The organism is Pseudomonas orientalis (assembly GCF_001439815.1).
Taxonomy (GTDB): Bacteria; Pseudomonadota; Gammaproteobacteria; order Pseudomonadales; family Pseudomonadaceae; genus Aquipseudomonas; species Aquipseudomonas orientalis.
Window position 1 is genome coordinate 298,616 of sequence record NZ_JYLM01000005.1, and the last position, 21,897, is coordinate 320,512.

The window sequence follows — 21,897 nt, forward strand, 5'->3', positions numbered from 1 at the left end:
AGATCAAATGTGGGAGGGGGCTTGCTCCCGACGGCGGAGTATCAGGCCAGGCATCTATTGACCGACCCGCCCTCATCGGGGGCAAGCCCCCTCCCACCTCAGTGCGGGTCATTTCCACCAGTATTCAACCTGCACGCCCATGTTCGACCCATGCCGCGCCGTGCCGTAGGCACCGGTGTCGGACAACGCCGAACCTGCCGCCAGCTCATTCGCCGCGCGCTTGGCCGCCTGGTTCCAAGTGGCATAGGTGTAGTACAGGCGCACTTCCGGCCGCGCCCAGAATTCCGGGCCCTTGGGCGACCAGGTCGGGGCAAAGGTGAACTTGCTCAGCTTGCGCGTACCGCCCGTGGCCTCGACCTGATCGTGCCCCAGCTCGGCGACCAGTTTGAATTGCTCGCTGATGGCATACGCCGGGCGCACGCCGAGCGACAGCCAGTTCTGGTCCTGACGCCCCGCACGTACATCCTTCTGGTACACCGCCTGGACCTGCCCGCCAAAACGCGGGGTCAGTTGCCAGTCGAAAAACTCCACGGCGCGGTAGCTTTTGCTGCTCTTGTCCAACCGCGTATTGCCGGTGTAACCCAGGCCGGTGCCAGGCCCTTCGCCATACTGCAGAGCAAACTTGTTCTTGCCGCCCAGGAACGCGCTTTGCACATGCTGCGCGGTCAGCGCCCAACCGCTGTGGGTGTCACGCCCGCCAGCCTTCTGGATGTAGCTCAAGCCAAACTCCAGTTCGCCGCCGGGGTTGGTGTTGAAACCGGCTACGTTGAAGTCGTGACGGGTGGCGTACTCCTTCTGGTACAGGTTGTCTTTACGCGACAGCGCGTAGCTGTATTTCAAGCCGCCGATCAACACATCTTCGACGCCCCCGCCGGTAGCGCTCTGGTTCCAGTAGTAGAAGTCGGAGATATGGATGTCGTTACGTTTGTAGTAACGCCGCCCGGCCCACAGCGAACCGCCATTGAGGCTGGGCAGGTTGGACCATTGCGCATACATCTGCGGCATACGCGCAGAGCCGTTGTTCTCGCCCTGGAATTTCAGGGCGCGGTCGTACTTGTTATAGAGGGACGCCATGGCATCGACGCTGAGCACCGAACCATCGTCGAAGGTCAGCAGGTCCTGGCGCAATTCCAGTTCGCCGTACTGCTCGCATTCATTGCCCAGGCGGTATTTGGTTTGCGCGCCCGGCAATTGGAAGCACTGCTGCTTGCCGCTGCCGGTAGAGGTGCCCGCGCCGCTGCGCAGGTAACCGCCAAACTCCAGGGCTTGAGCGCCGAAGGGCAGGCTCAGGCAGGATGCAACGAGGCCCAGCTTTATTGTTGTTTTCATAAAGCACTCCGATATTTTTATTGTTTTTCTTACTGTCTTGCGTGACGCGATCACCTGTAGGAGCGAGCTTGCTCGCGAAGAACTTCCAGGCTCCACGCTGCACCTGGAAGGGCGCGTTATCGTTGACGATCTTCGCGAGCAAGCTCGCTCCTACAGGGGTACTTCAAACAGTCAGATGCAGCACAAAAGACTCATAAGGACGCAGCACCATCGCGCAGGTGCGCACCGGGCAGTCGGGGTAGTTGCTGATCAGCAGGCGTTGCTCGCTCGCCGCGTTGATGAGCTGGTCGGGCAACTGGATTTCACAGGGTGTGCCGTAGAAGTTGTTGACCACCAGCAAGCGTTCGCCACGGCCTTCGCGCAGGTAGGCCCAGACCTGGGAATGACCTTGCAGCAGTTCGCGATAAACGCCTTCCTGGATCAGGGGTTCACGGCGACGCAAGGCGATCAACGCGCGGTAGTGATGCAGCACCGAATCGGGATCATCCAGTTGGTGCTCGACATTGATCTGCACGGCATTGGCCGGGATGCCGATCCACGGTTCGCCGCTGCTGAATCCGGCGTTTGGCTGACTGTTCCACTGCATCGGTGTGCGGCCGTTGTCGCGAGACTTCTGCATGATCGCGGCCATGCTCGACGCCTCGGACTCGCCGGCATTGCGCTTGAGCCGAAAGATATTCAGGGTCTCCACATCGCGGTATTGCTCGATCCTGTCGAAACCCGGATTGGTCATGCCCAGCTCTTCGCCCTGATACACATAAGGCGTGCCCTGGAGCAGGTGCAGCGCCGTGGCGAGCATCTTGGCCGAGACTGCGCGATGCTCGCCGTCATCGCCAAACCGCGAGACCACCCGTGGCTGGTCGTGGTTACACCAGAACAGCGCGTTCCAGCCGCCACCGGCCTGCATGCCCGACTGCCAGTCGGAGAAGATCTGCTTGAGCTGCAGAAAATCGAACTCGGCCTTCACCCACTTCTGCAGGTTCGGGTAATCGACTTTCAGGTGATGAAAGTTGAAGGTCATCGACAGCTCTTTCGACGCCGGATTGGAGTAGCGAATGCAGTGCTCCAGGCTGGTGGAGGACATTTCGCCGACATTGATCAGGTCATGGCCCTCGAAGACTTCACGGTGCATTTGCTGCAGGTATTGGTGCACGTTCGGGCCGTCGGTGTAGAAGCGCCGGCCATCGGTGTGGTCGTCGGGGAAGTCCGCAGGCTTGGAGATCAGGTTGATCACATCCAGGCGAAAGCCGCCCACGCCCTTGTCACGCCAGAAGCGCATCATACTGAAGACTTCGGCGCGCACCTTGGGGTTGTCCCAGTTGAGGTCGGCCTGGGTGTGGTCGAACAGGTGCAGGTAGTACTGGCCGGTTTGCGCCTCGTATTCCCAGGCCGAGCCGCCGAACTTGGATTCCCAGTTGTTCGGCTGGTCGCGCCAGATGTAGAAGTCGCGATAGGGATTGTCGAGGCTGCTGCGCGCCTGCTGAAACCACTCATGCTCGATGGAGGTGTGGTTGACCACGATATCGAGCATCAACCGGATGCCGCGCCTGGCCGCTTCGCGGATAAGCAGGTCGCAATCGGCCATGGTCCCGTAGCTGGGGTCGATGGCGTAGTAGTCGCTGATGTCGTAACCGTTGTCGCGCTGCGGTGAGCGCAGGAACGGGGTGATCCACAGGCAATCGATACCCAGCCATTGCAGGTAGTCGAGCTTGTCGACGATGCCCAGCAGGTCACCGGTGGCGTTACCCGCGTGGCTGTGGAAGCTTTTGGGGTAGATCTGGTAGATCACCGACTGTTGCCAGGTTTGCATGGTGGGTTCCTTCAGTAGAATTGGGTGCTGGCCGTGCGGGCCTCATCGGGGGCAAGCCCCCTCCCACAGTGGAATGTATTTCAAATGTGGGAGGGGGCTTGCCCCCGATGGCGATTGATCAGGCGACCCTGTATCCAGGCCGAACAATCTTCATGCTCAACACACAGGTCACAACAAAGGGCACGACAATCGCCACCACCATGCCGATCACAAACATCGGAATCGCACTCGGCACAATCGAGATAAACCCAGGCAACCCACCCACGCCGATGGCCGACGCCTGCACCTTGTTCAGCGACAGGAAAATGCTGCCCAGGGCCGAGCCCAGCAGTGCGGCATAGAACGGAAATTTGAAGCGCAGGTTCACGCCGAACATCGCAGGCTCAGTGATACCGAAGTAGGCGGAAATCGCCGACGTCGACGCCATGCTCTTGTCCCGCGCATTGCGGCTCATGTAGAACACAGCCAGTGCGGCGCTGCCCTGGGCCAGGTTGGACATGACGATCATCGGCCAGATAAAGGTGCCGCCCTGGGTCGAGATCAACTGCAGGTCCACGGCGAGGAACATGTGGTGCATGCCCGTGATGACCAGAGGCGCATAGAGCAGGCCGAATATTGCGCCGCCGACCATCGGCGCCAGGTCGAACAAGGTGACCATGCCCTCGGTAATCAGGATGCCCAGGTGCCGGGTAACCGGGCCAATGATTGCCAACGCCAGGACGCCGGTGACGACGATGGTGGTGATCGGCACCACAAGCAACTGGATCGCGTTGGGCACCCGTGCCCGCAGCCACTTTTCGATCACGCTCATGACATAGGCCGCCATCAGGATCGGCAGGATCTGCCCCTGGTAGCCCACTTTCTCGACCTGGAACCAGCCGAGAATATCGAAGTACGGCAGGCTCTGGCCGTCGAGGCCGGCGACCGCCTTGCCATAGTTCCAGGCGTTGAGCAGGTCCGGGTGAACCAGCATCAGGCCCAGCACGATGCCGAGGATTTCACTGCCGCCAAAACGCTTGGCCGCCGACCAGCCCACCAGTGCCGGCAGGAACACGAACGAGGTGTTGGCCATCAGGTTGATCAGGCTCCACAGGCCATCCAGGTTCGGATACGCCTCCAGCAGCGTCTGGCCCTCGATGAACATGCCCTTGGCGCCCATCAGGTTGTTGATGCCCATCAACAGGCCGGCAATGATCAGCGCCGGCAGAATCGGCATGAACACGTCGGAGAACACCCGCACCAGGCGCTGCATCGGGTTGGTCTTGTCGGCACCCTTGCGCTTCACATCGGCGATGGTCGAAGCGGCGAGGCCCGTGACTTCACGCAAGGCGGCGTAAACCTTTTCTACTTCTCCGGGGCCAATCACCACCTGGAACAAACCGCCGGTAAAGAACGACCCCTTGACAAGATCGACCTGGTTCAACGCACTGCTGTTGACCAGGCTCGGGTCCTTGAGCGCCAGGCGCAGGCGCGTCACACAGTGGGCAGCTTGCTCAAGGTTGTCGCGGCCCCCGAGGTTCTCGAGAATCTCGCGGGCAATCATCGAATAGTCGTGGCTCATGCTCGTTTTCCACTTTGATTGTTTTTATGGGTGGCAGTCATTGGCAGCACGCCGAGAGGGCAAAGTACTCGTCTGTACGAGTTAAATCAATAACTCGTCTATACGAGTTACAATTTGTTTAATTTTTGGAAATCCTCCGTCAGACATTTCCACGCGCTGCGCCAGTGGCGAATGGACAAACCCCACGGGTGCCACTAAGGTTCCTGCCTTGAAAGCGCCGTTCACCTTCATAAAGCCGGGCATCGAGCCATCCCATGAGCAAATACAACCAGATCTATACCGATCTGCTTGCCAGCATCACCACTGAACGCCTGCAGCGCGGCACGCGCCTTCCCTCCGAAACCGAACTGATGGACAGCTACCAGGCCAGCCGGGGCACGGTGCGTCGAGCGATCGAGCAGTTGCAGGAACGCGGCTTCGCGCAGAAGATCCACGGCAAAGGCACCTTTGTGTTATCGCCTAACCCGATCGAGTTCCAGTTGGGCGGCATCGTGAGCTTCCATGAAACCCACGCCGACCTGGGCGATGACATACACACCGAAGTGGTCGAGTTCACCCAACTGCTGCTGGAAGGCTCATTGCAACAGCACATCGAGGCCGAACCCGGCACGCTGATCACCCGCATCAAGCGGGTACGGCGCATTGGCGGCAAACGGGTGATCCTCGACATCAACCACTTCGTCGCCGACCTGATCCCCGGCCTGGACCGCTCGATTGCCGAGCAGTCGATCTACGCGTTTATCGAACAAACGCTGGGGCTGCAGATCAGCTACGCCCAACGCACCATCGAAGCCCTGCCGCGCAGCAAGGACGACCAGGCGCACCTGGACCTTGATGGGCAAAGCCATGTGATCGTGGTGAGTAACCAGACGTTCCTGCAGGACGGGCGGCAGTTCGAGTACACCGAGTCGCGGCATACGTTGGATAAGTTTTACTTTTCGGATATTGCGCGGCGGTAAGCGTAAGCCGTGAAACCAACTGACACCATGAAAAATACCCTTCACAAAAAACATTCTTCGTAGTGACTGCATTAACTGTTGCGCAGACGTCGTACACATTATCCGAGTCAAACCAAGGGAGAAAATACGATGTTCAGGAAGAGCCTGGTGTTGAGTATGTACGCGTTGCTATTGATCGGCTGCACCGGCAGAGGCTTTCAACCACCGCCGCCGGAATTTACCAATTGGAAGAAGATCGGGGTGTCTGAAGAGGGCGTCAAACACGCCATGACCGCATGCGGCTATACCAACCTGATAGGGACGGGCGACAAAACCCCGATTGACCAGGTGCTCACGCGGTTTTATTGCATGAAAGACGCAGGTTTCAAGCGCACAGATAACATTGACCTTTGCAAGGAAGGCCGCATCGGCGAATCACCCGTTTGCGAAGGCCGCCGGTAATCCGTCAGCAAAAAGACACAAGGTGCTTGGCGATGCACAAAGCTGCCAGAATTTTCCAGACCCAAAAAGCCAAAAGCCCGCAGTTACGCGGGCTCCAGGGCATTTCTTTCTAGTGGATGCCCGGCAATGCCGGACGTCCCATCATTCCCACTCAATCGTCGCCGGCGGCTTGCTCGACACGTCATACGTCACGCGCGAAATGCCTTCGATTTCATTGATAATCCGGCCGCTGACCGTCTCCAGCAGTTCGTACGGCAAATGTGCCCAACGCGCCGTCATGAAGTCGATCGTCTCTACAGCACGCAGCGCAACAACCCACGCGTAACGGCGGCCATCGCCTACAACGCCAACCGATTTCACCGGTTGGAACACCACGAACGCCTGGCTGACCTTGTGGTACCAGTCGGCCTTGCGCAGTTCTTCGATGAAGATGTGGTCGGCGCGACGCAGCAGGTCGGCGTATTCCTTTTTCACTTCACCGAGGATGCGCACGCCCAGGCCCGGGCCCGGGAAGGGGTGGCGGTAGACCATGTCGTACGGCAGGCCCAGTTCCAGGCCCAGACGGCGGACTTCGTCCTTGAACAGTTCACGCAGCGGCTCGACCAGCTTGAGGTTCATTTCCTCAGGCAGGCCACCCACGTTGTGGTGGGACTTGATCACGTGGGCCTTGCCGCTCTTGGCGCCGGCCGATTCGATCACGTCGGGGTAGATGGTGCCCTGGGCGAGGTACTTGATGTTATCCAGGTGTTTGGCCTGGGCATCGAATACGTCGATGAAGGTACGGCCGATGATCTTGCGCTTTTTCTCCGGGTCGGACTCGCCGGCCAGGTTGTCGAGGAACTGCTCCTCGGCGTTGGCGCGGATCACTTTGACGCCCATGTTCTCGGCGAACATGGCCATCACTTGCTCGCCTTCGTGCAGGCGCAGCAGGCCGTTGTCGACGAAGACGCAGGTCAGCTGGTCGCCGATGGCTTTGTGCAGTAATGCGGCAACCACGGAGGAGTCGACGCCGCCGGACAGGCCGAGCAACACGTTGTCGGTACCGACCTGGGCGCGGACATTGGCGATGGCGTCTTCAGCGATTTTCGACGGGGTCCACAGCGCTTCACACTCGCAGATGTCGAGGATGAAGCGCGACAGGATGCGCCCGCCTTGCTTGGTGTGGGTCACTTCCGGGTGGAACTGCACGCCGTAGTAACGACGCTCGTCGCTGAACATGCCGGCGATCGGGCAGCTCGGGGTGCTGGCCAGGATGTGGAAGTCTTGCGGCATTCTGGTGACCTTGTCACCGTGGCTCATCCACACGTCGAGGCCGAACAGGCCGTCGGCGTCGATATGGTCTTCGATGCCGTCCAGCAGGCGGCTCTTGCCGACCACGTCGACACGGGCGTAACCGAATTCACGCAGCTCGGAGCCTTCAACCTTGCCGCCCAGTTGCTCGGCCATGGTCTGCATGCCGTAGCAGATACCGAAGACCGGCACGCCGAGGTCGAATACCGCTTGCGGGCAACGCGGGCTGTCGGCTTCGTGCACGGACTCGGGGCCACCGGCGAGGATGACGCCTTTGGGCGCGAATTCGCGGATCGCTTCGTCATCCATGTCGAACGGGTGCAGTTCGCAATACACGCCGATTTCACGCACGCGGCGGGCGATCAGCTGGGTGTACTGGGAACCGAAGTCGAGGATCAGGATGCGGTGGGCGTGAATGTCGAGGGCCATGAAGTCAGTCTCGTCTAATGAATCAGAAACAACTCGGGGCTGAAAGAACAGCCCCGGTTACTTAACGTTTTGCTGGAAGCCTCAACCTACGCGGTAGTTTGGCGCTTCCTTGGTGATCTGCACGTCGTGGACATGGGATTCAGCCATGCCGGCGCCGGTGATCCGTACAAACTCTGGCTTGGTGCGCATTTCTTCGATGTCGGCGCTGCCGGTGTAGCCCATCGAGGAACGCAGGCCGCCCATCAGTTGGTGGATAATCGCGCTCAGGGTGCCTTTGTACGGCACACGGCCTTCGATGCCTTCCGGGACGAGCTTCTCAGCGCCTGCCGAAGAGTCCTGGAAGTAACGGTCCGAAGAACCTTGCGCCTGGGACATCGCGCCCAGCGAACCCATGCCGCGGTAAGCCTTGTAGGAACGGCCCTGGAACAGTTCGATCTCGCCTGGAGCCTCTTCGGTACCGGCGAACATCGAGCCCATCATCACGCAGGAAGCACCGGCCACGATGGCCTTGGACAGGTCACCGGAGAAACGGATGCCGCCGTCGGCGATCAACGGCACGCCGGTGCCTTCAAGGGCCGCGGCGACGTTGGCGATGGCGCTGATTTGCGGCACGCCCACACCGGCGACGATACGCGTGGTGCAGATCGAGCCAGGGCCGATACCGACCTTGACCGCATCGGCACCGGCTTCGGCCAAAGCCTTGGCGGCAGCGCCGGTGGCGATGTTGCCGCCGATCACCTGCACGTCAGGGAAGTTCTGCTTGACCCAGCGCACGCGGTCGATCACGCCTTTGGAGTGACCGTGGGCGGTGTCGACCACCACCACGTCAACACCGGCAGCGACCAGGGCCGAAACGCGGTCGCCGGTGTCTTTGCCGGTACCGACGGCGGCGCCGACGCGCAGACGACCTTGGTCATCCTTGCTGGCCAGCGGGTAAGCCTTGGCTTTTTCGATGTCGTTGACGGTCATCATGCCCTTGAGGGCGAATTTGTCGTCGACGATCAGCACGCGCTCGATGCGGTTTTTATGCAGCAATTCGCGCACATCATTCTTGTCGGCACCTTCGCGGACAGTGACCAGGCGCTCTTTAGGCGTCATCACTTCGCGGACGGTGACTTCAAGACGGTTCTCGAAACGCACGTCACGGGAGGTGACGATGCCGACCAGGTCGCCATCGTGCAGCACCGGAACGCCGGAGATGTTGTGCAGGCGGGTCAGTTCGAACAGATCACGCACGGTGGCGTCGGCTTCGATGGTGATGGGATCTTTCACCACACCGGCTTCGTAACGCTTGACCTTGCGCACTTCGGCAGCTTGCTGCTCGATGGTCATGTTCTTGTGGATGATGCCGATGCCGCCTTCCTGGGCCATGGCGATGGCCAGACGGGCTTCGGTGACGGTGTCCATGGCAGCGGAAACCAGGGGAATATTCAGCTCGATGCCACGGGTTAGGCGGGTCTTGAGACTGACTTCGTTAGGAAGCACCTCGGAATAACCGGGCACTAGGAGAATGTCGTCGAATGTCAGAGCTTCTTGGCTGATACGCAGCATCGCGGGGGCTCCCGAGCGGGAAAATGGAAGCGCGCCATTATATACATGCACCCTGTCGGGCTCAATGTAAAACTCTGACAAACTTGGTAATACTGATAGATGGAGAAAACCCGCTGCCTTCCTGTAGGAGCGAGCTTGCTCGCGAAGAACGCCAGGGCACCGCGTAAAACCAGGCAACCCGCGTTATCGTTGACGATTTTCGCGAGCAAGCTCGCTCCTACAGTTCGACTTTGACCCAACTCATTTTTTGATCGAGCCAATCGGCAAACTCATCGATAAAGCTCTGCTTGAACCCCGCCTCCGCCCAGTTGTTGAAGATAAATCCCAGGTTGGAGAACCCGCACTCCTGCAGGAACAGGAAGCCGTTGATGTCGTCTTCATGCCCACACAGCGGGCAGGTGAAGTTGTCGGTGTGGCCGGGCATCCAGTCTTCCAGGCTTTCGAACAGCGCTTCGCCGACTTCCTTCCGGCATTCCGGGCAGCCGGCTTCTTCGAGAAAGCCCTTGGCCGGCGTGTAGATGCAGCGCTTGTAGATGATTTCCAGGCCATTGACCGGCTCGTTGAACGGCAGCGCTTGCGGGTGCAGCACCACCGCGCGGGCGCCATCGGCCAGGGCGTAGGCCATACGGTTACCGGTGCGCCCGCACGTGGTCAGTTCTTCCTTGATGATGTTCTTGCGCACCAGCCAGCGCACGATCGCCCGGGCGCGGGGTTCGTGGACGGGCAAGGTGGAGATTTTCGGGACAAGGATGCTTTGGGAGTTCATGGGAGTCCTGCGGTGTGGCTGCTGACGCCATCGGGGGCAAGCTCCCTCCCACAATTTCAATTGTGAACACAGTCAACTGTGGGAGGGGGCTTGCCCCGATGGCGCCCTGAAGGCTGGCAGCTTAATCCCTGAAGAAATCAGGTCAAGTACTCAAGTACCGCCCAATCAACGCAATCCCACTGGCCAGCACCAACCACGTCACCAACCGCACAAACGCCTCACGGGACATGCGCATCGTCAGCCTGCGCCCGCACCACAAGCCCAGCGCCATTGCCGGCAACAGGCACAGCGCCAACATCAGCAGCGGCAAATCGGCATATACCCCGGCGATCAGAAACAGGCTCAGGCGCACCACGGTGCTGCAACTGATCAACGCACTTTGCGTGGCCCGCGCCGCCTCCTTGGACAAGCGGCTGTTCAAGTAGATCGCGTATAAAAAGCCGCCGCTGCCGAACAACGTGCCAAACAAGCCGCCGACCGTGCCCATGGGAATCGACCAGCCTGCCGCCAGTTGCGTGGGCCGCGCCTTCACCGCCAGGCTGTAGACCGCGTAGGCACTGATAAACAGCCCCATCAACAAGAGCAGCAAGTCCGAATGCAGATTGAGCAAAAACACTACACCCAAGGTGCAACCGATGGCCATGCACGGCAGCAGGCGCAGCAATTCCGACTTACTCACATCCCGACGTGTCTGTAGCAGGCCACCAAAGGCTGCGACAAAATCCAGCAACACCAACAGCGGAATGATCTTCGACAACGGCATGAACAGAATCAGCACAGGCCCCGCCACCAACGCCGTACCAAAGCCGGCGATACCGAAAACGATATAGGCCACGACGATACCGAGGCCGATCACCAGCCACTCAACCGCGCCGAAGGACCACTGGCTCATCAGCTCAACCGCACTCATGGGTAATTCCTTGAAAGAGAATGCCGACACTTTAGTCATCCTTGAGCATTGCGCCAGCACGAAGGCGCACGCGGGTGGAGCAGTTCTGTCAAACCTGGCACGAATGCCTATAAACTGCCGCCCATGATTAAAGATCCTTTTGCCCGACTGGGCCTGGACCGCGAAGTCCTGACTGTCAGCCAGCTCAACGGCCGCGCGCGGGTGTTGCTGGAAGACGTGTTCACCAATATCTGGGTGGAAGGCGAGATCTCCAACCTCGCCCGCCCGGCGTCCGGCCACGTGTATTTCACCCTCAAGGACAGCGGCGCCCAGGTGCGTTGCGCATTGTTTCGCAACAACGCTGCGCGGGTGCGCCAGGCGTTGAAGGATGGCCTGGCGGTGAAGGTGCGCGGCAAGGTCTCGTTGTTCGAGGGCCGTGGCGACTACCAGTTGATCCTCGACACTGTGGAGCCGGCCGGTGATGGCGCGCTGCGCCTGGCCTTCGATGCACTGAAGGAAAAGCTCAGCGCCGAAGGCCTGTTCAGTGCCGAGCGCAAGGTGCCCTTGCCGGCGCATCCTCGGCGCATCGGCATTATCAGTTCGCCGACCGGCGCGGTGATTCGCGACATCATCAGCGTGTTCCGCCGCCGCGCGCCGAACATTGAATTGACCTTGATCCCGACCGCCGTGCAAGGCCGCGAGGCCATCGCGCAGATTGTGCGTGCGCTGAAACTCGCCGACGCCCGCGGCTTCGACGCGCTGATCCTGGCCCGTGGCGGCGGCTCGCTGGAAGACCTCTGGTGCTTCAACGAAGAAGCCGTGGCCCGGGCGGTGGATGCCTGCGTCACGCCCATCGTCAGCGCGGTCGGCCATGAAACCGATGTGTCGATCAGCGACTTCGTGGCGGACGTGCGCGCCCCTACCCCGTCCGCTGCCGCTGAACTGCTGGCCCCGGACGCCAGCCACCTGGTGCGTCAAGTCGAGAACCTGCATCGCCGCCTGGTGCTGTTGATGCACAACCGCCTGCGCCACGATCGCCTGCGCCTGGAGGGCATGGCCCGGCGCCTGCGCCACCCCGGTGAACGTCTGCGCCAGCAGGCCCAGCGCCTGGATGACCTGGACATGCGCCTGCGCCGCGCTTTCGAGCGCAGCCTCAATACCCGTCGCGAACGCTTGATTCGTCTGGAAACCCGCCTCGCCGGCCAACATCCGGGGCGGCAACTGGCCCTGCTGCGCCAGCGCCTGGACAGCCTCGCCGAACGCCTGCCCCGCGCCATGCGCGAAGGTCTCAAGGCGCGGCGCCTGCAACTGCAAAGCCAGGTGCAGACGCTGCACGTGGTCAGCCCGCTGGCGACCCTGGGCCGTGGCTACAGCATCCTGCTGGACGAGCGCGGCCAGGCGATTCGCAACGCCGCGCAAACCCACACCGGCCAGCGGCTGACCGCACGTCTCGGTGAGGGCCAGTTGCAAGTACGGGTGGAAGACAACCACCTGACACCCGTCACCCTCTCGTTACTGGATTGACCGATGCCACGCTTTCTCAGCTTGTTGATGCTCGCTTGCCTGACCTTCAATGCCCACGCCGACAGCTACATCACACGCCTGCTGAACAAGCCGGTGCCCGGTGGCGTCGCTGTCGTGGACCTGGGCACTGCGGCGACCGCACCCAAGGCCACCTACCTGAACAGGCCGGTGCTGGTGGTGAAGGAGCAAAACCATTGGCTGGCGATTGTAGGCATCCCGTTGACGGTCAAGCCCGGCACCGAACGCATTACCAGTAGCGGTCAGCAACTGCCGTTCGTGGTGGGTTTCAAGAAATACCCCGAGCAGCGCATCACCTTGAAGAACAAAAACCAGGTCAACCCGGAACCGGCGCAACTCAAGCGCATCGAGGGCGAACTGGCCGTGCAGCTCAAGGCCTACCGCAGCTTCAGTCCGAACACACCGAGCAACCTGCTGCTGGACAAACCGGTCAACGGGCCGCTGTCGAGCAAGTTCGGGGTAAGACGGTTCTTCAATGGCGAGGAGCGCAATCCCCATTCCGGCCTGGACTTTGCCGTGGGCGCGGGCACGCCGATCAAGACGCCGGCGGCAGGCAAGGTGATCCTGACCGGTAACTACTTCTTCAACGGCAACACCGTGTTCGTCGACCATGGCCAGGGCTTCATCAGCATGTTCTGTCATATGTCGAAGATTGACGTGAAAGTCGGCGACCAGCTGGCGCGCGGCGCGGTCGTGGGCAAGGTCGGCTCGACGGGCCGGGCCACCGGGCCGCATATGCACTGGAACGTCAGCCTGAACGACGCGCGGGTTGACCCGGCCATTTTCATTGGTGCGTTTCAGCCCTGACCGGCGCCTCCACTGCGGGACTTTCAACGCGGTGCGTTACCATCGCCTTACACTTTCGACAGGAACTGTCTGATGCCCAATCTTCACCCAATCAACGCATTACACGGAGCGTAACGAGCATGAATTGACACATGGACATCCACATCCAGTGAGACTCACCTTATGTTCTCCCTTACCCAATCGCTATCAGAGCGGCATCAGCCACTCTCCACGACGTCTTCCGCCACCCTTGCGCCCCTTGTATTACCCGCCGCCTTACCTACGCCCGCCTTCACCACACAAGAACCTGCGCCTCCCTCGAGCTACGCACCGGACAGCCCGGCCGTTCCCAACTCGTATGCCATGAACCCCGCCAAAATGCGCTACGCGCAACTGGTGAAGCATTTCAAACCCACCAAGCAGTCAGCGCTGAGCCTTGAACACGCTCTTCTGACTGAAGACCTGCAGCGGCTGCACAGCAGACAGCCGAAGTTTGAAACCTTTATTCAGGCACAGCTTGAAAAAGCGTTCCCGGACCTCAGGCCTCTGGATGCCCACCTCCTGTATTACGACCGCTACCGCGTCGGCAGTGACGCCAAGTCGCCGGAATCCTCCGAGCCCCTGATGACCGCGCTGGCCGCAATGGTTAAAAAAATCCTGGCCAATCCGAATGCGCTGATGCGCCCCGAGCGCAACGTACGCACCGAATTCGCGACGCGGCAAACCCCAGGCGCCCCTGGAACACCCGCCCTCACGTCCAGTTCATTGCAATCCATTGCCCGAAGCATTGCCACGCAATATCCCCAGGCACTTGAAGCATTCTGGAGTACGCCCGGGCCAGTGGAGGGGGAGCCGAAACTGCAGCTGTCGCCAAAAGACCATCTGTTGATCCTGCATAAGAAACAATTGTCGATCCTGGCCTCGCTGCGTGAGAACGACGGCACCCTGAGTGCGCAAAGCAAGGAGCTGATCGACAACGCACTGCGCTATCCCACCCTGGCCGCCCGGGAAAAGAAATTCGCCCATGGCGCTCGCCTGGGGGTCTATCCCGTGACGGTCGATAACAAAACAGAACGCGGCGCGATGCTGGGGGGCGCATTTCTCATCACCCGCAATGACGGCTCCCATGACAGCCCGCCGACGTGGCCGAATGGGCGCACCCTTACGCTCAATGAGGCAAATGGCCCGGTGGTGCTTTACACACCCGCAGAAGGTTTCGAGGAGTTTGCCACGCCGGCCCAGGCACGCCAGGCCTTGGCAAACCGCCTGGATCAAGGCGCAACCGATGCGCAGCTGTTACTGCAGACTTTGCCGCCCTCGCTGCAAAACCGGCCTGGTTCGTTTACCGGGGAAGACCTGATGCTCAGTGTCGAGCCGTCATCCGGGGATGTACTGGCAGAAGCCATACCCTGGATGCTCAAACGCCAGCAGGCGGAGATCGATACCCACCTGAGCAAAGCCCTGGCGCCCGCTGACGGCATCAATCCACTCACCGACGGCGCCTCACTCCAGAGCATTGACGATGCGGCCGACTGGTCTTATCTGCTTGATGGCAACAACGCCATGCAGGCGCGCGATGCCAAACTGGCCGATAAATACCAACCCGAGTGGCTAAAAAACCTGAACCCGCTGCAAGAAGCCTTTTTTACGCGCCTGGAAGAGGAACAGGAAAAAAGCTTGAACACGCTGACGCCGATGCTGGAGAAAATTCCTTCACTGCCACGCTTCTCCCGTGAGCGGATGAATGCCGCCATCCAGCAGCGCTACCCGAATGCACACATCGATGCCGATAAGCTCATGGTTCAGGTGCTCACCCGAACCGGTGTTCATGGCGGCAGGGGAACCGGCCAGCCTCTCTACGCGAACCAGCAAAGCGTAAGCCTGACAGACCTGGCGCTGAAGAACCCCAGCGGGTTTCCAGCCGTGGAGAGAGGCACGTTTACCGATGTAAAAATGACCCTGCCGCTCGTCGACACCCAGGGCGAGCCCATCCTGGATCTGGCGGGCAATCCGGTTACCCTGGACACCGACGACCTCAAGAAACTGGTCAACGCCACTGATGTCGGGGGTGAATACGTCAAACTGCTGAAACGCGAGATGAGCACTGATGCCGAATCGGGCAGCGCTGCGCAATTGCGTACGGCGTGGAAGGACAGCCTGAAAGCCACCCTGACCAAAGAGGCGTTTCTCGCCGAGCTCAATCCCGAGGCCTACACGGAACCGGCAACCGAAGACACCAGCACCAAACGTGCGGCGCAATGGGTGGATGCGGTGGTGGAACACCCCGATCCTGCAACGCGCCCCCAGGTGGACGGGAAAACCATCGTTGCCAACAGCCTTATCCACCGCGGGCTGGCTGTACAGGGCGTGATGGTGATCGGCAACCGGACCGACGCGTCACTGGTGCTGTACACCCCCAAGGCGCCTGACGGCATCACCTTTCGTGAAGTGGCTGACCACAAGAGCCTGGACACCCTGTTGGCCAAGGGCGAATGGGCGTCCTACATTGCGCAAAGAAAATCGCCGGTCAGCAAGGATCAGATTGATGAGTTCAAGGACGCGATTAAAAACCGTGCCTACAACCCAATGAAGATAATAGATCCGGAACTGATCATCTCATCGGTCAAGCTGTTGGGCGGCGCCATAAGCCTGGAACCCATCGACACCAATGCTCAGGATCATCTGTACAAACAGCATGTACAGATGATGATCGACCGAGCTGATCACCAGTCCGTGAGCAGCGCCGAAGTCGCAGAGCAATCGAAACTCAACAAAATCGAGTTCGGCATTGAAGTAGCATTGATTTTCGCCGATCTGATACCGGTGGCCGGCAAAGGCATATCCACCGGGATTCGTCTGGGCAAGGCCGGCGTCACGGCGTTACGCGCCAATAGCAGAATCCTGCCGCACCTGATCAAAAAGCCCGGCCTGGCGCGCGCGATCTACAGCGATTTCACCCTGGCGGGATCGCGCATCTACAATGTTCGCGCGGCGCCGCTGCGCCCGGTGTTCAGAGCATCAACGACGACGGGCACGCTGACCCCACAGGTGGGCTCCAGAGCGTTACCTGCTCCGGTCATGCCAACGCCCGCGCTCGCCGCCACCAGCAGTCGCGTTGCCAGCGTCGGTTCCCGTACCACCACCGCCGTCGCCTTGCCGAACCGTGACTTAAGCGCGTTTACCCTGCCCGATGAGATCATCAGTGGCCGCCCCTTGAGACCCGATGGTACTTATAACGTCGAGGACAACTGGTACGTACGTTTTACCGACAGCACCGGCACGAACGGGGTTTACCAGATTGACTCGGTATTTCACGCACGCAGCGGGCAGGTCAATATTGTTGATCCCAACGCCCCGTTGACGGCGCCCAGGGGCAGCCGAATCGTGGCGTCCCTGCAATCGGCTGGAAACGGCGAATGGCGGCTCAATGAGTTGCGCGGAGGTGCTCCGACTCAGGGAGGAGAAGCGCCGGTCAAAAAAACCTTGCCCGAGACCGAATACATCAGCCGCAACCACGGTCGACTGGTGGAAGCCGACTTCACCCCCAGGTCGCTGCCGGTGGCCAGGCATTGGTTCAGGCGAGATGCACAGCAGTTCTACCAGAGCATGACCGCAGGGAGACAAATGCCGCCACGCCCGCCTCGACTCGACCTGGCACCCAACACAGCGCCCGCTGAACTCCTCAAGAATGCCTACCAGACCAGTGACGTTGTGGTACTGGGCGAGAGCCATAACGAAATCGCCAGCTTTCAACTGCTCAAGGAGAACATGCAAACCCTCAAGGAGGCCGGCGTGAAAGCCATCTACCTGGAAAATGTCGAGACCGACGCCGCAGGCCAGGTCAGGGATGTTGGGATGGGCAGTGGCCGCCCGCCCGGCGCCTCGCCCACACTCTCGGAATTATCCAGCCTCGCCCAGGAAAACGGGATAGCAATACGAGCCCTGGAACATCGCTACCTGACTCGCCGAGCGGACATGCCGGGCTTCTACGGCGATATCGGCGACAACGACAAGGGCGTGACGCGTTTGCAGGAATTCAACTACTACGCGACGCGCATCCTGCAGAACCGCAGACCCGGCGAAAAAGTGCTGGCCCTGGTAGGCAAGGCTCACATGAATACGTCCCGGAACGTGCCAGGCCTGGCCGAACTCAATGGTGGCGTCGGGATAGGCGTGTACCCGGCCACGACTTATAACAAGAGCATTGCCATCAGCGGCCCATCCATCCCGAGGGACCCCGGACGCATTGTGACGGGCAGCCATACGGCTGGAGATTATCAAGCCTTTCAGAAAATCACCTGAGCGAGCTCTGCGAGGACGGTCAGCAATGGTGAGTCCTTCACCATTGCCCCGCGCGGCTGAGAGCACGCCCCTCGGCCTTTAATTCTTAAATTGTGCAGCTCGAGAAGGCGCAGCAATAAAAACAAATAAGTTTTACAAAACCAACAATAAATCCCTCTAAAAATGCGCAACTGGAGAAATTCTATCGATTTTTCAAGATCACTTGCCATCTGCCGTGCCCACGATTAGGGTTGGGCTTATGAAAACCTCTCACACCCTCATTCAGCTCCGCCAGCACCGCAGCCTGTGCCTTGTCAGCGCACGACTGCCAGGCTGAATCGATCTGTCTCGCCCCAAGCGTCGCCCCAATAAATAATAGTGACCCGGCAGGCCGCCTCTTCTCGGCCCTACACCAAAGGATTTTGCGATGAGCATGCTCAAAGACCCGTCTTCGAAGTACCGCGCGTTCCCGACCATCGATATCCCGGACCGCACCTGGCCGTCGAAAACCATCACCACCGCGCCGATCTGGTGCAGCTCCGACTTGCGTGATGGCAACCAGTCGCTGATCGAGCCGATGGACGCGGCGAAAAAGCTGCGTTTCTGGAAGACCCTGGTCGCGGTCGGCGTGAAGGAAATCGAAGCCTCCTTCCCGGCCGCGTCGCAAACCGATTTCGACTTCGTGCGCACCCTGATCGAAGACAACCACATCCCCGAGGACACCACCATCCAGGTGCTGACCCAGGGCCGTGAAGACCTGATTGCGCGCACCTTCGAATCCCTGCGCGGCGCCAAGAAAGCCATCGTGCATTTGTACAATGCCACCTCGCCGTCGTTCCGCCGCATTGTGTTCAACCAGGACAAGGACGGCATCAAGGCCATCGCGGTCAACGCCGCCAAGCTGTTCGTCAAATACGCCGCGCAGCAGCCGCAAACCCAGTGGACCTTCGAATACTCCCCGGAAACCTTCAGCGCCACGGAGCTTGAGTTCGCCAAGGAAGTCTGTGACGCGGTGATCGAGGTGTGGAACCCGACGCCCGAGCACAAGATGATCCTCAACTTGCCTGCCACCGTGGAGTGCGCCACGCCGAATATCTATGCCGACCAGATCGAGTGGTTCGGTCGCCATATCAACCGTCGTGACAGCGTGATTATCAGCCTGCACACCCACAACGACCGTGGCACTGGCGTAGCCGCCACCGAACTGGGCCTGATGGCCGGCGCCGATCGCGTCGAAGGCTGCCTGTTCGGCAACGGCGAGCGTACCGGTAACGTCGACCTGGTCACCGTGGCCTTGAACATGTACACCCAGGGCCTCGACCCGCAGCTGGATTTCTCCGACATCGACGGCGTGCGCAAGGTCGTCGAGGAGTGCAACCAGATCCAGGTGCACCCGCGCCATCCGTATGTCGGCGACCTGGTGCACACCGCGTTCTCCGGCTCCCACCAGGACGCGATCCGCAAGGGCTTCTCCCAGCAGAAAGACGATGCACTGTGGGAAGTGCCGTACTTGCCGATCGACCCGGCCGACATCGGCCGCAGCTACGAAGCGGTGATCCGTGTGAACAGCCAGTCGGGTAAGGGCGGCATCGCCTACCTGCTGGAACAGGAATACGACATCAGCTTGCCGCGCCGCATGCAGATCGAATTCAGCCAGGTGGTACAGGCCGAGACCGACCGCGTGGGCCTGGAGATGACCGCACCGCAGATCTACGCGTTGCTGCAGCGTGAATACCTGCAAGCCAACACCCCGTATGCGCTGGTCAGCCACCGCCTGCAGGAAGAAAACGGCAACAGCTATGTGGAAGTGGAAGTCTCCGGCAAGGGCCAGGGCGAAACCAACCTGCACTGGAAAGGCAAAGGCAACGGCGCGCTGGAAGCGCTGGTGGCTGGCTTGCCGATCGGTGTGGAGATCATGGATTACAACGAACACGCGATTGGCGCGGGCACCAACGCCAAAGCGGCGGCCTACATCGAACTGCGCGTGAATGGCGAGCGTCCGGTGCATGGCGTGGGGATTGATGAAAACATCACCACGGCAAGCTTCAAGGCGCTGTTCAGTGCGCTGAACCGTTCGTTGAGCCAGCAGGAAGCGAAGGCGGCGTAAGCTTTATCGGCGCAATGCAAAAGGCCCCTGGGTGAGAATCCAGGGGCCTTTTTACTGTGGGCTATGGTGGTGCTGCTAATGGCCTCATCGGGGGCAAGCCCCCTCCCACAGGGGAATGCATTCCAAATGTGGGAGGGGGCTTGCCCCCGATGGCGGCCTGTCAGACAAACTGAAAGCTATCGGCATCCAGATTCGCCGGGAATTTGGTGCGATACGCCGCTAGCTCCGCTGCATCCAGAATCACCTGGAATACCCCATCCGCCTCCCCCGCGCTCAGCAATGTCTCACCCTGGAAATCCAACACCTGGCTATCGCCAGTGTAGGCAAAGCCCTTGCCGTCAGTCCCCACCCGATTTACCGCCGCCACATAGCACAGGTTTTCAATCGCCCTTGCTGGCAATAAACGGTTCCAGTGCTGACGCCGCGCACCCGGCCAGTTGGCGGTATACAGCAACAAGTCGGTATCCTGGGCATCGCGACTCCACACCGGGAAGCGCAGGTCGTAGCAAATCAGCGGGCGGATACGCCAGCCTTTCAACTCGAACTGCACTTGGCGCTCGCCGGGCGTGTAATGATCGTGTTCGCCGGCCATGCGGAACAGGTGGCGTTTGTCGTAATGCAGCACTTCACCGTCGGGGCGCGCCCAGAGCAGGCGGTTACGGTGGCTGCCGTCCGCCGCCTGGATGATCACACTGCCGGTGATCACGGCGTTGTATTTCGCCGCCTGGGCCTGAAGCCAGCGCTGAGTCGGGCCGTTTTCCTGTTCGGCCAGGGCGGCCGATTCCATCGAGAACCCGGTGGTGAACATCTCCGGCAATACGATCAGGTCGGCGCCGTTGGCCTGCTCCAGCAGCAGCTCGAAATGCTCGAGATTGGCCTGACGGTCGTGCCACGCCAGGGTGGTCTGGATCAGGGCGATGTTCAGGTTCGCCAAGGTACTCAAATCACGCATAGTTTTTCCGCCGCTTGTTGCAGCGTCTCCTCGCGCTTGGCAAAGCACAGGCGCACCAGGCGCTGGCCTTGGGGTGGGTTGCGGTAGAACACCGAGATCGGAATCGACGCCACGCCGTGTTCGCGCGTCATCCATTCGGACATGGCGACATCATCCAGGTCCGGGCGGACCCGGGAATAATCCACCAGCTGAAAGTAAGTTCCCGCCGACGGCCTGAAGCTGAACCGCGACGGCGCCAGCAACTGGCAGAACAGGTCGCGCTTGGCTTGGTAGAACGCCGGCAGCGCGTCCACATGCTGCGGGTGCCCGGCCATGAAATCGGCCAGCGCGTATTGCAACGGCGTGACGCCACAGAAACTGACGTATTGATGCACTTTGCGCAGCTCGGCGGTGAGGGCCGGCGGTGCAACCACATAGCCGGTCTTCCAGCCCGTGACGTGATACGTCTTGCCGAACGAGCTGACCACGAACGCACGCGAATACAGCTCCTCATGGGCCAGTACGCTGACGTGGGGCACGTCATCGAACACCAGGTGTTCGTACACCTCATCGCTGAGCAGATAGATATCGCGTCCGCGAATCAGCTCGGCCAACTGGTCCAATTCCTCACGGCTGACCAGCGCGCCACTGGGGTTGTGCGGGGTATTGAGCACAATCATGCGCGTGCGCGGCGACAGCGCGGCCTTGATGCGCTCGAAATCCAGGCTGAAATCCTGCAAGTCCAGCTGCACATGCACGCAGCGCCCGCCGGCCAGCTCTACCGAGGGCGCGTAGCTGTCGTAGCAAGGGTCGAAGATGATCACTTCGTCACCGTTGCGGATCACAGCCTGGATTGCGCAGAAAATGCCCTGGGTAGCGCCGGGCGTGATGGTAACTTCACGGTCGGCATCGACGCTGACACCGTAGCTGCGGGCAATCTTCGCCGCCACCTGCTGGCGCAGCGCGGGCAAACCGCTCATCGGTGCGTATTGGTTATGGCCGCTGGCAACGTGTCGACCCACGGCGTCGAGCAAGTCTTGAGGGCCATTGAAGTCGGGGAAACCCTGGGACAGGTTGATTGCACCGGTTTCGGCCGCCAACTGCGACATGCGGGTAAAAATTGTCGTGCCGACGTTCGGCAGCTTGCTGGTGATCATGAAAGGCCCCTGCAGATGAGGCCCAAGTTTTAAGCTGCTAGCTATAAGCGGGTCAACCGTCGCGCACA

At 60.4% G+C, this 21,897-nt stretch carries 15 protein-coding genes; 6 read left to right on the forward strand and 9 right to left on the reverse strand.

Annotation, left to right across the window (positions count from 1 at the left end):
* Positions 1 to 108: 108 nt before the first annotated feature.
* From TU82_RS15005 to treP, 3 genes are all read right to left on the reverse strand, one after another.
* Positions 109 to 1,329: a maltoporin gene (locus TU82_RS15005; RefSeq protein ID WP_057723939.1), complete on the reverse strand. Its 1,221-nt coding sequence runs from the start codon at positions 1,327 to 1,329 to the stop codon at positions 109 to 111.
* 163 nt (positions 1,330 to 1,492) lie between these two features.
* A complete protein-coding gene (gene treC, locus TU82_RS15010; protein ID WP_057723940.1) occupies positions 1,493 to 3,139 on the reverse strand; it encodes an alpha,alpha-phosphotrehalase in 1,647 nt (548 codons plus the stop codon).
* A gap of 118 nt (positions 3,140 to 3,257) precedes the next feature.
* A complete protein-coding gene (gene treP / locus TU82_RS15015; RefSeq protein WP_057723941.1) occupies positions 3,258 to 4,700 on the reverse strand; it encodes a PTS system trehalose-specific EIIBC component in 1,443 nt (480 codons plus the stop codon).
* A 254-nt stretch (positions 4,701 to 4,954) separates the two neighbouring features.
* Here treP and treR point away from each other — a divergent pair, with 254 nt between their 5' ends.
* Both treR and TU82_RS15025 read left to right on the forward strand, forming a co-directional pair.
* The gene (gene treR, locus TU82_RS15020; RefSeq protein ID WP_057723942.1) at positions 4,955 to 5,659 is read left to right on the forward strand and encodes a trehalose operon repressor; all 705 of its coding nucleotides are present in this window, start codon (positions 4,955 to 4,957) and stop codon (positions 5,657 to 5,659) included.
* Positions 5,660 to 5,788: 129 nt separating this feature from the next.
* Entirely contained in the window at positions 5,789 to 6,100 is a 312-nt protein-coding gene (locus TU82_RS15025; RefSeq protein ID WP_057723943.1) for a hypothetical protein, read from the forward strand.
* A 141-nt stretch (positions 6,101 to 6,241) separates the two neighbouring features.
* Here TU82_RS15025 and guaA read toward each other — a convergent pair whose 3' ends face one another.
* From guaA to TU82_RS15045, 4 genes are all read right to left on the reverse strand, one after another.
* On the reverse strand, positions 6,242 to 7,819 hold the full coding sequence (gene guaA, locus TU82_RS15030; protein WP_057723944.1) for a glutamine-hydrolyzing GMP synthase: 1,578 nt from the start codon (positions 7,817 to 7,819) through the stop codon (positions 6,242 to 6,244).
* Between the two features lie 81 nt (positions 7,820 to 7,900).
* Positions 7,901 to 9,370, reverse strand: coding sequence for an IMP dehydrogenase (guaB, locus tag TU82_RS15035; protein WP_057723945.1), 1,470 nt, complete (start codon positions 9,368 to 9,370; stop codon positions 7,901 to 7,903).
* Between the two features lie 217 nt (positions 9,371 to 9,587).
* Positions 9,588 to 10,136 carry a hypothetical protein gene (locus TU82_RS15040; RefSeq protein ID WP_057723946.1) on the reverse strand — a complete coding sequence of 183 codons (549 nt, stop codon included), beginning with the start codon at positions 10,134 to 10,136 and terminating at the stop codon, positions 9,588 to 9,590.
* 142 nt (positions 10,137 to 10,278) lie between these two features.
* Positions 10,279 to 11,046 carry a sulfite exporter TauE/SafE family protein gene (locus TU82_RS15045; protein ID WP_057723947.1) on the reverse strand — a complete coding sequence of 256 codons (768 nt, stop codon included), beginning with the start codon at positions 11,044 to 11,046 and terminating at the stop codon, positions 10,279 to 10,281.
* A 123-nt stretch (positions 11,047 to 11,169) separates the two neighbouring features.
* Here TU82_RS15045 and xseA point away from each other — a divergent pair, with 123 nt between their 5' ends.
* The 4 genes from xseA (at position 11,170) to leuA (ending at position 19,741) form a co-directional block, all read left to right on the forward strand.
* Positions 11,170 to 12,549: an exodeoxyribonuclease VII large subunit gene (gene xseA / locus TU82_RS15050; RefSeq protein WP_057724097.1), complete on the forward strand. Its 1,380-nt coding sequence runs from the start codon at positions 11,170 to 11,172 to the stop codon at positions 12,547 to 12,549.
* 3 nt (positions 12,550 to 12,552) lie between these two features.
* A complete protein-coding gene (locus TU82_RS15055) occupies positions 12,553 to 13,374 on the forward strand; it encodes a peptidoglycan DD-metalloendopeptidase family protein (protein WP_057723948.1) in 822 nt (273 codons plus the stop codon).
* 342 nt (positions 13,375 to 13,716) lie between these two features.
* Complete coding sequence (locus tag TU82_RS15060; RefSeq protein ID WP_231982778.1) at positions 13,717 to 17,655, forward strand: membrane-targeted effector domain-containing toxin; 3,939 nt, start codon at positions 13,717 to 13,719, stop codon at positions 17,653 to 17,655.
* Positions 17,656 to 18,061: 406 nt separating this feature from the next.
* Positions 18,062 to 19,741 carry a 2-isopropylmalate synthase gene (gene leuA, locus TU82_RS15065; RefSeq protein WP_057723950.1) on the forward strand — a complete coding sequence of 560 codons (1,680 nt, stop codon included), beginning with the start codon at positions 18,062 to 18,064 and terminating at the stop codon, positions 19,739 to 19,741.
* Positions 19,742 to 19,901: 160 nt separating this feature from the next.
* On the opposite strand, the gene TU82_RS15070 is transcribed toward leuA, so the two are convergent.
* Together TU82_RS15070 and TU82_RS15075 are read right to left on the reverse strand one after the other, a co-directional pair.
* A complete protein-coding gene (locus TU82_RS15070; protein WP_057723951.1) occupies positions 19,902 to 20,693 on the reverse strand; it encodes an amidohydrolase in 792 nt (263 codons plus the stop codon).
* Complete coding sequence (locus TU82_RS15075; RefSeq protein ID WP_057723952.1) at positions 20,681 to 21,829, reverse strand: pyridoxal phosphate-dependent aminotransferase; 1,149 nt, start codon at positions 21,827 to 21,829, stop codon at positions 20,681 to 20,683. Before TU82_RS15075 ends, TU82_RS15070 begins: the two co-directional genes overlap by 13 nt.
* Positions 21,830 to 21,897: the final 68 nt, after the last annotated feature.

Bases quoted from the DNA above. Each gene is read 5' to 3' on its own strand.
- treP (WP_057723941.1), bottom strand. From the start codon at position 4,700: ATGAGCCACGACTATTCGATGATTGCCCGCGAGATTCTCGAGAACCTC.
- guaA (WP_057723944.1), bottom strand. From the start codon at position 7,819: ATGGCCCTCGACATTCACGCCCACCGCATCCTGATCCTCGACTTCGGT.
- TU82_RS15060 (WP_231982778.1), top strand. From the start codon at position 13,717: ATGAACCCCGCCAAAATGCGCTACGCGCAACTGGTGAAGCATTTCAAA.
- TU82_RS15040 (WP_057723946.1), bottom strand. From the start codon at position 10,136: ATGAACTCCCAAAGCATCCTTGTCCCGAAAATCTCCACCTTGCCCGTC.
- xseA (WP_057724097.1), top strand. From the start codon at position 11,170: ATGATTAAAGATCCTTTTGCCCGACTGGGCCTGGACCGCGAAGTCCTG.
- TU82_RS15075 (WP_057723952.1), bottom strand. From the start codon at position 21,829: ATGATCACCAGCAAGCTGCCGAACGTCGGCACGACAATTTTTACCCGC.
- TU82_RS15070 (WP_057723951.1), bottom strand. From the start codon at position 20,693: ATGCGTGATTTGAGTACCTTGGCGAACCTGAACATCGCCCTGATCCAG.
- TU82_RS15055 (WP_057723948.1), top strand. From the start codon at position 12,553: ATGCCACGCTTTCTCAGCTTGTTGATGCTCGCTTGCCTGACCTTCAAT.
- leuA (WP_057723950.1), top strand. From the start codon at position 18,062: ATGAGCATGCTCAAAGACCCGTCTTCGAAGTACCGCGCGTTCCCGACC.
- treC (WP_057723940.1), bottom strand. From the start codon at position 3,139: ATGCAAACCTGGCAACAGTCGGTGATCTACCAGATCTACCCCAAAAGC.
- TU82_RS15025 (WP_057723943.1), top strand. From the start codon at position 5,789: ATGTTCAGGAAGAGCCTGGTGTTGAGTATGTACGCGTTGCTATTGATC.
- guaB (WP_057723945.1), bottom strand. From the start codon at position 9,370: ATGCTGCGTATCAGCCAAGAAGCTCTGACATTCGACGACATTCTCCTA.
- TU82_RS15005 (WP_057723939.1), bottom strand. From the start codon at position 1,329: ATGAAAACAACAATAAAGCTGGGCCTCGTTGCATCCTGCCTGAGCCTG.
- treR (WP_057723942.1), top strand. From the start codon at position 4,955: ATGAGCAAATACAACCAGATCTATACCGATCTGCTTGCCAGCATCACC.
- TU82_RS15045 (WP_057723947.1), bottom strand. From the start codon at position 11,046: ATGAGTGCGGTTGAGCTGATGAGCCAGTGGTCCTTCGGCGCGGTTGAG.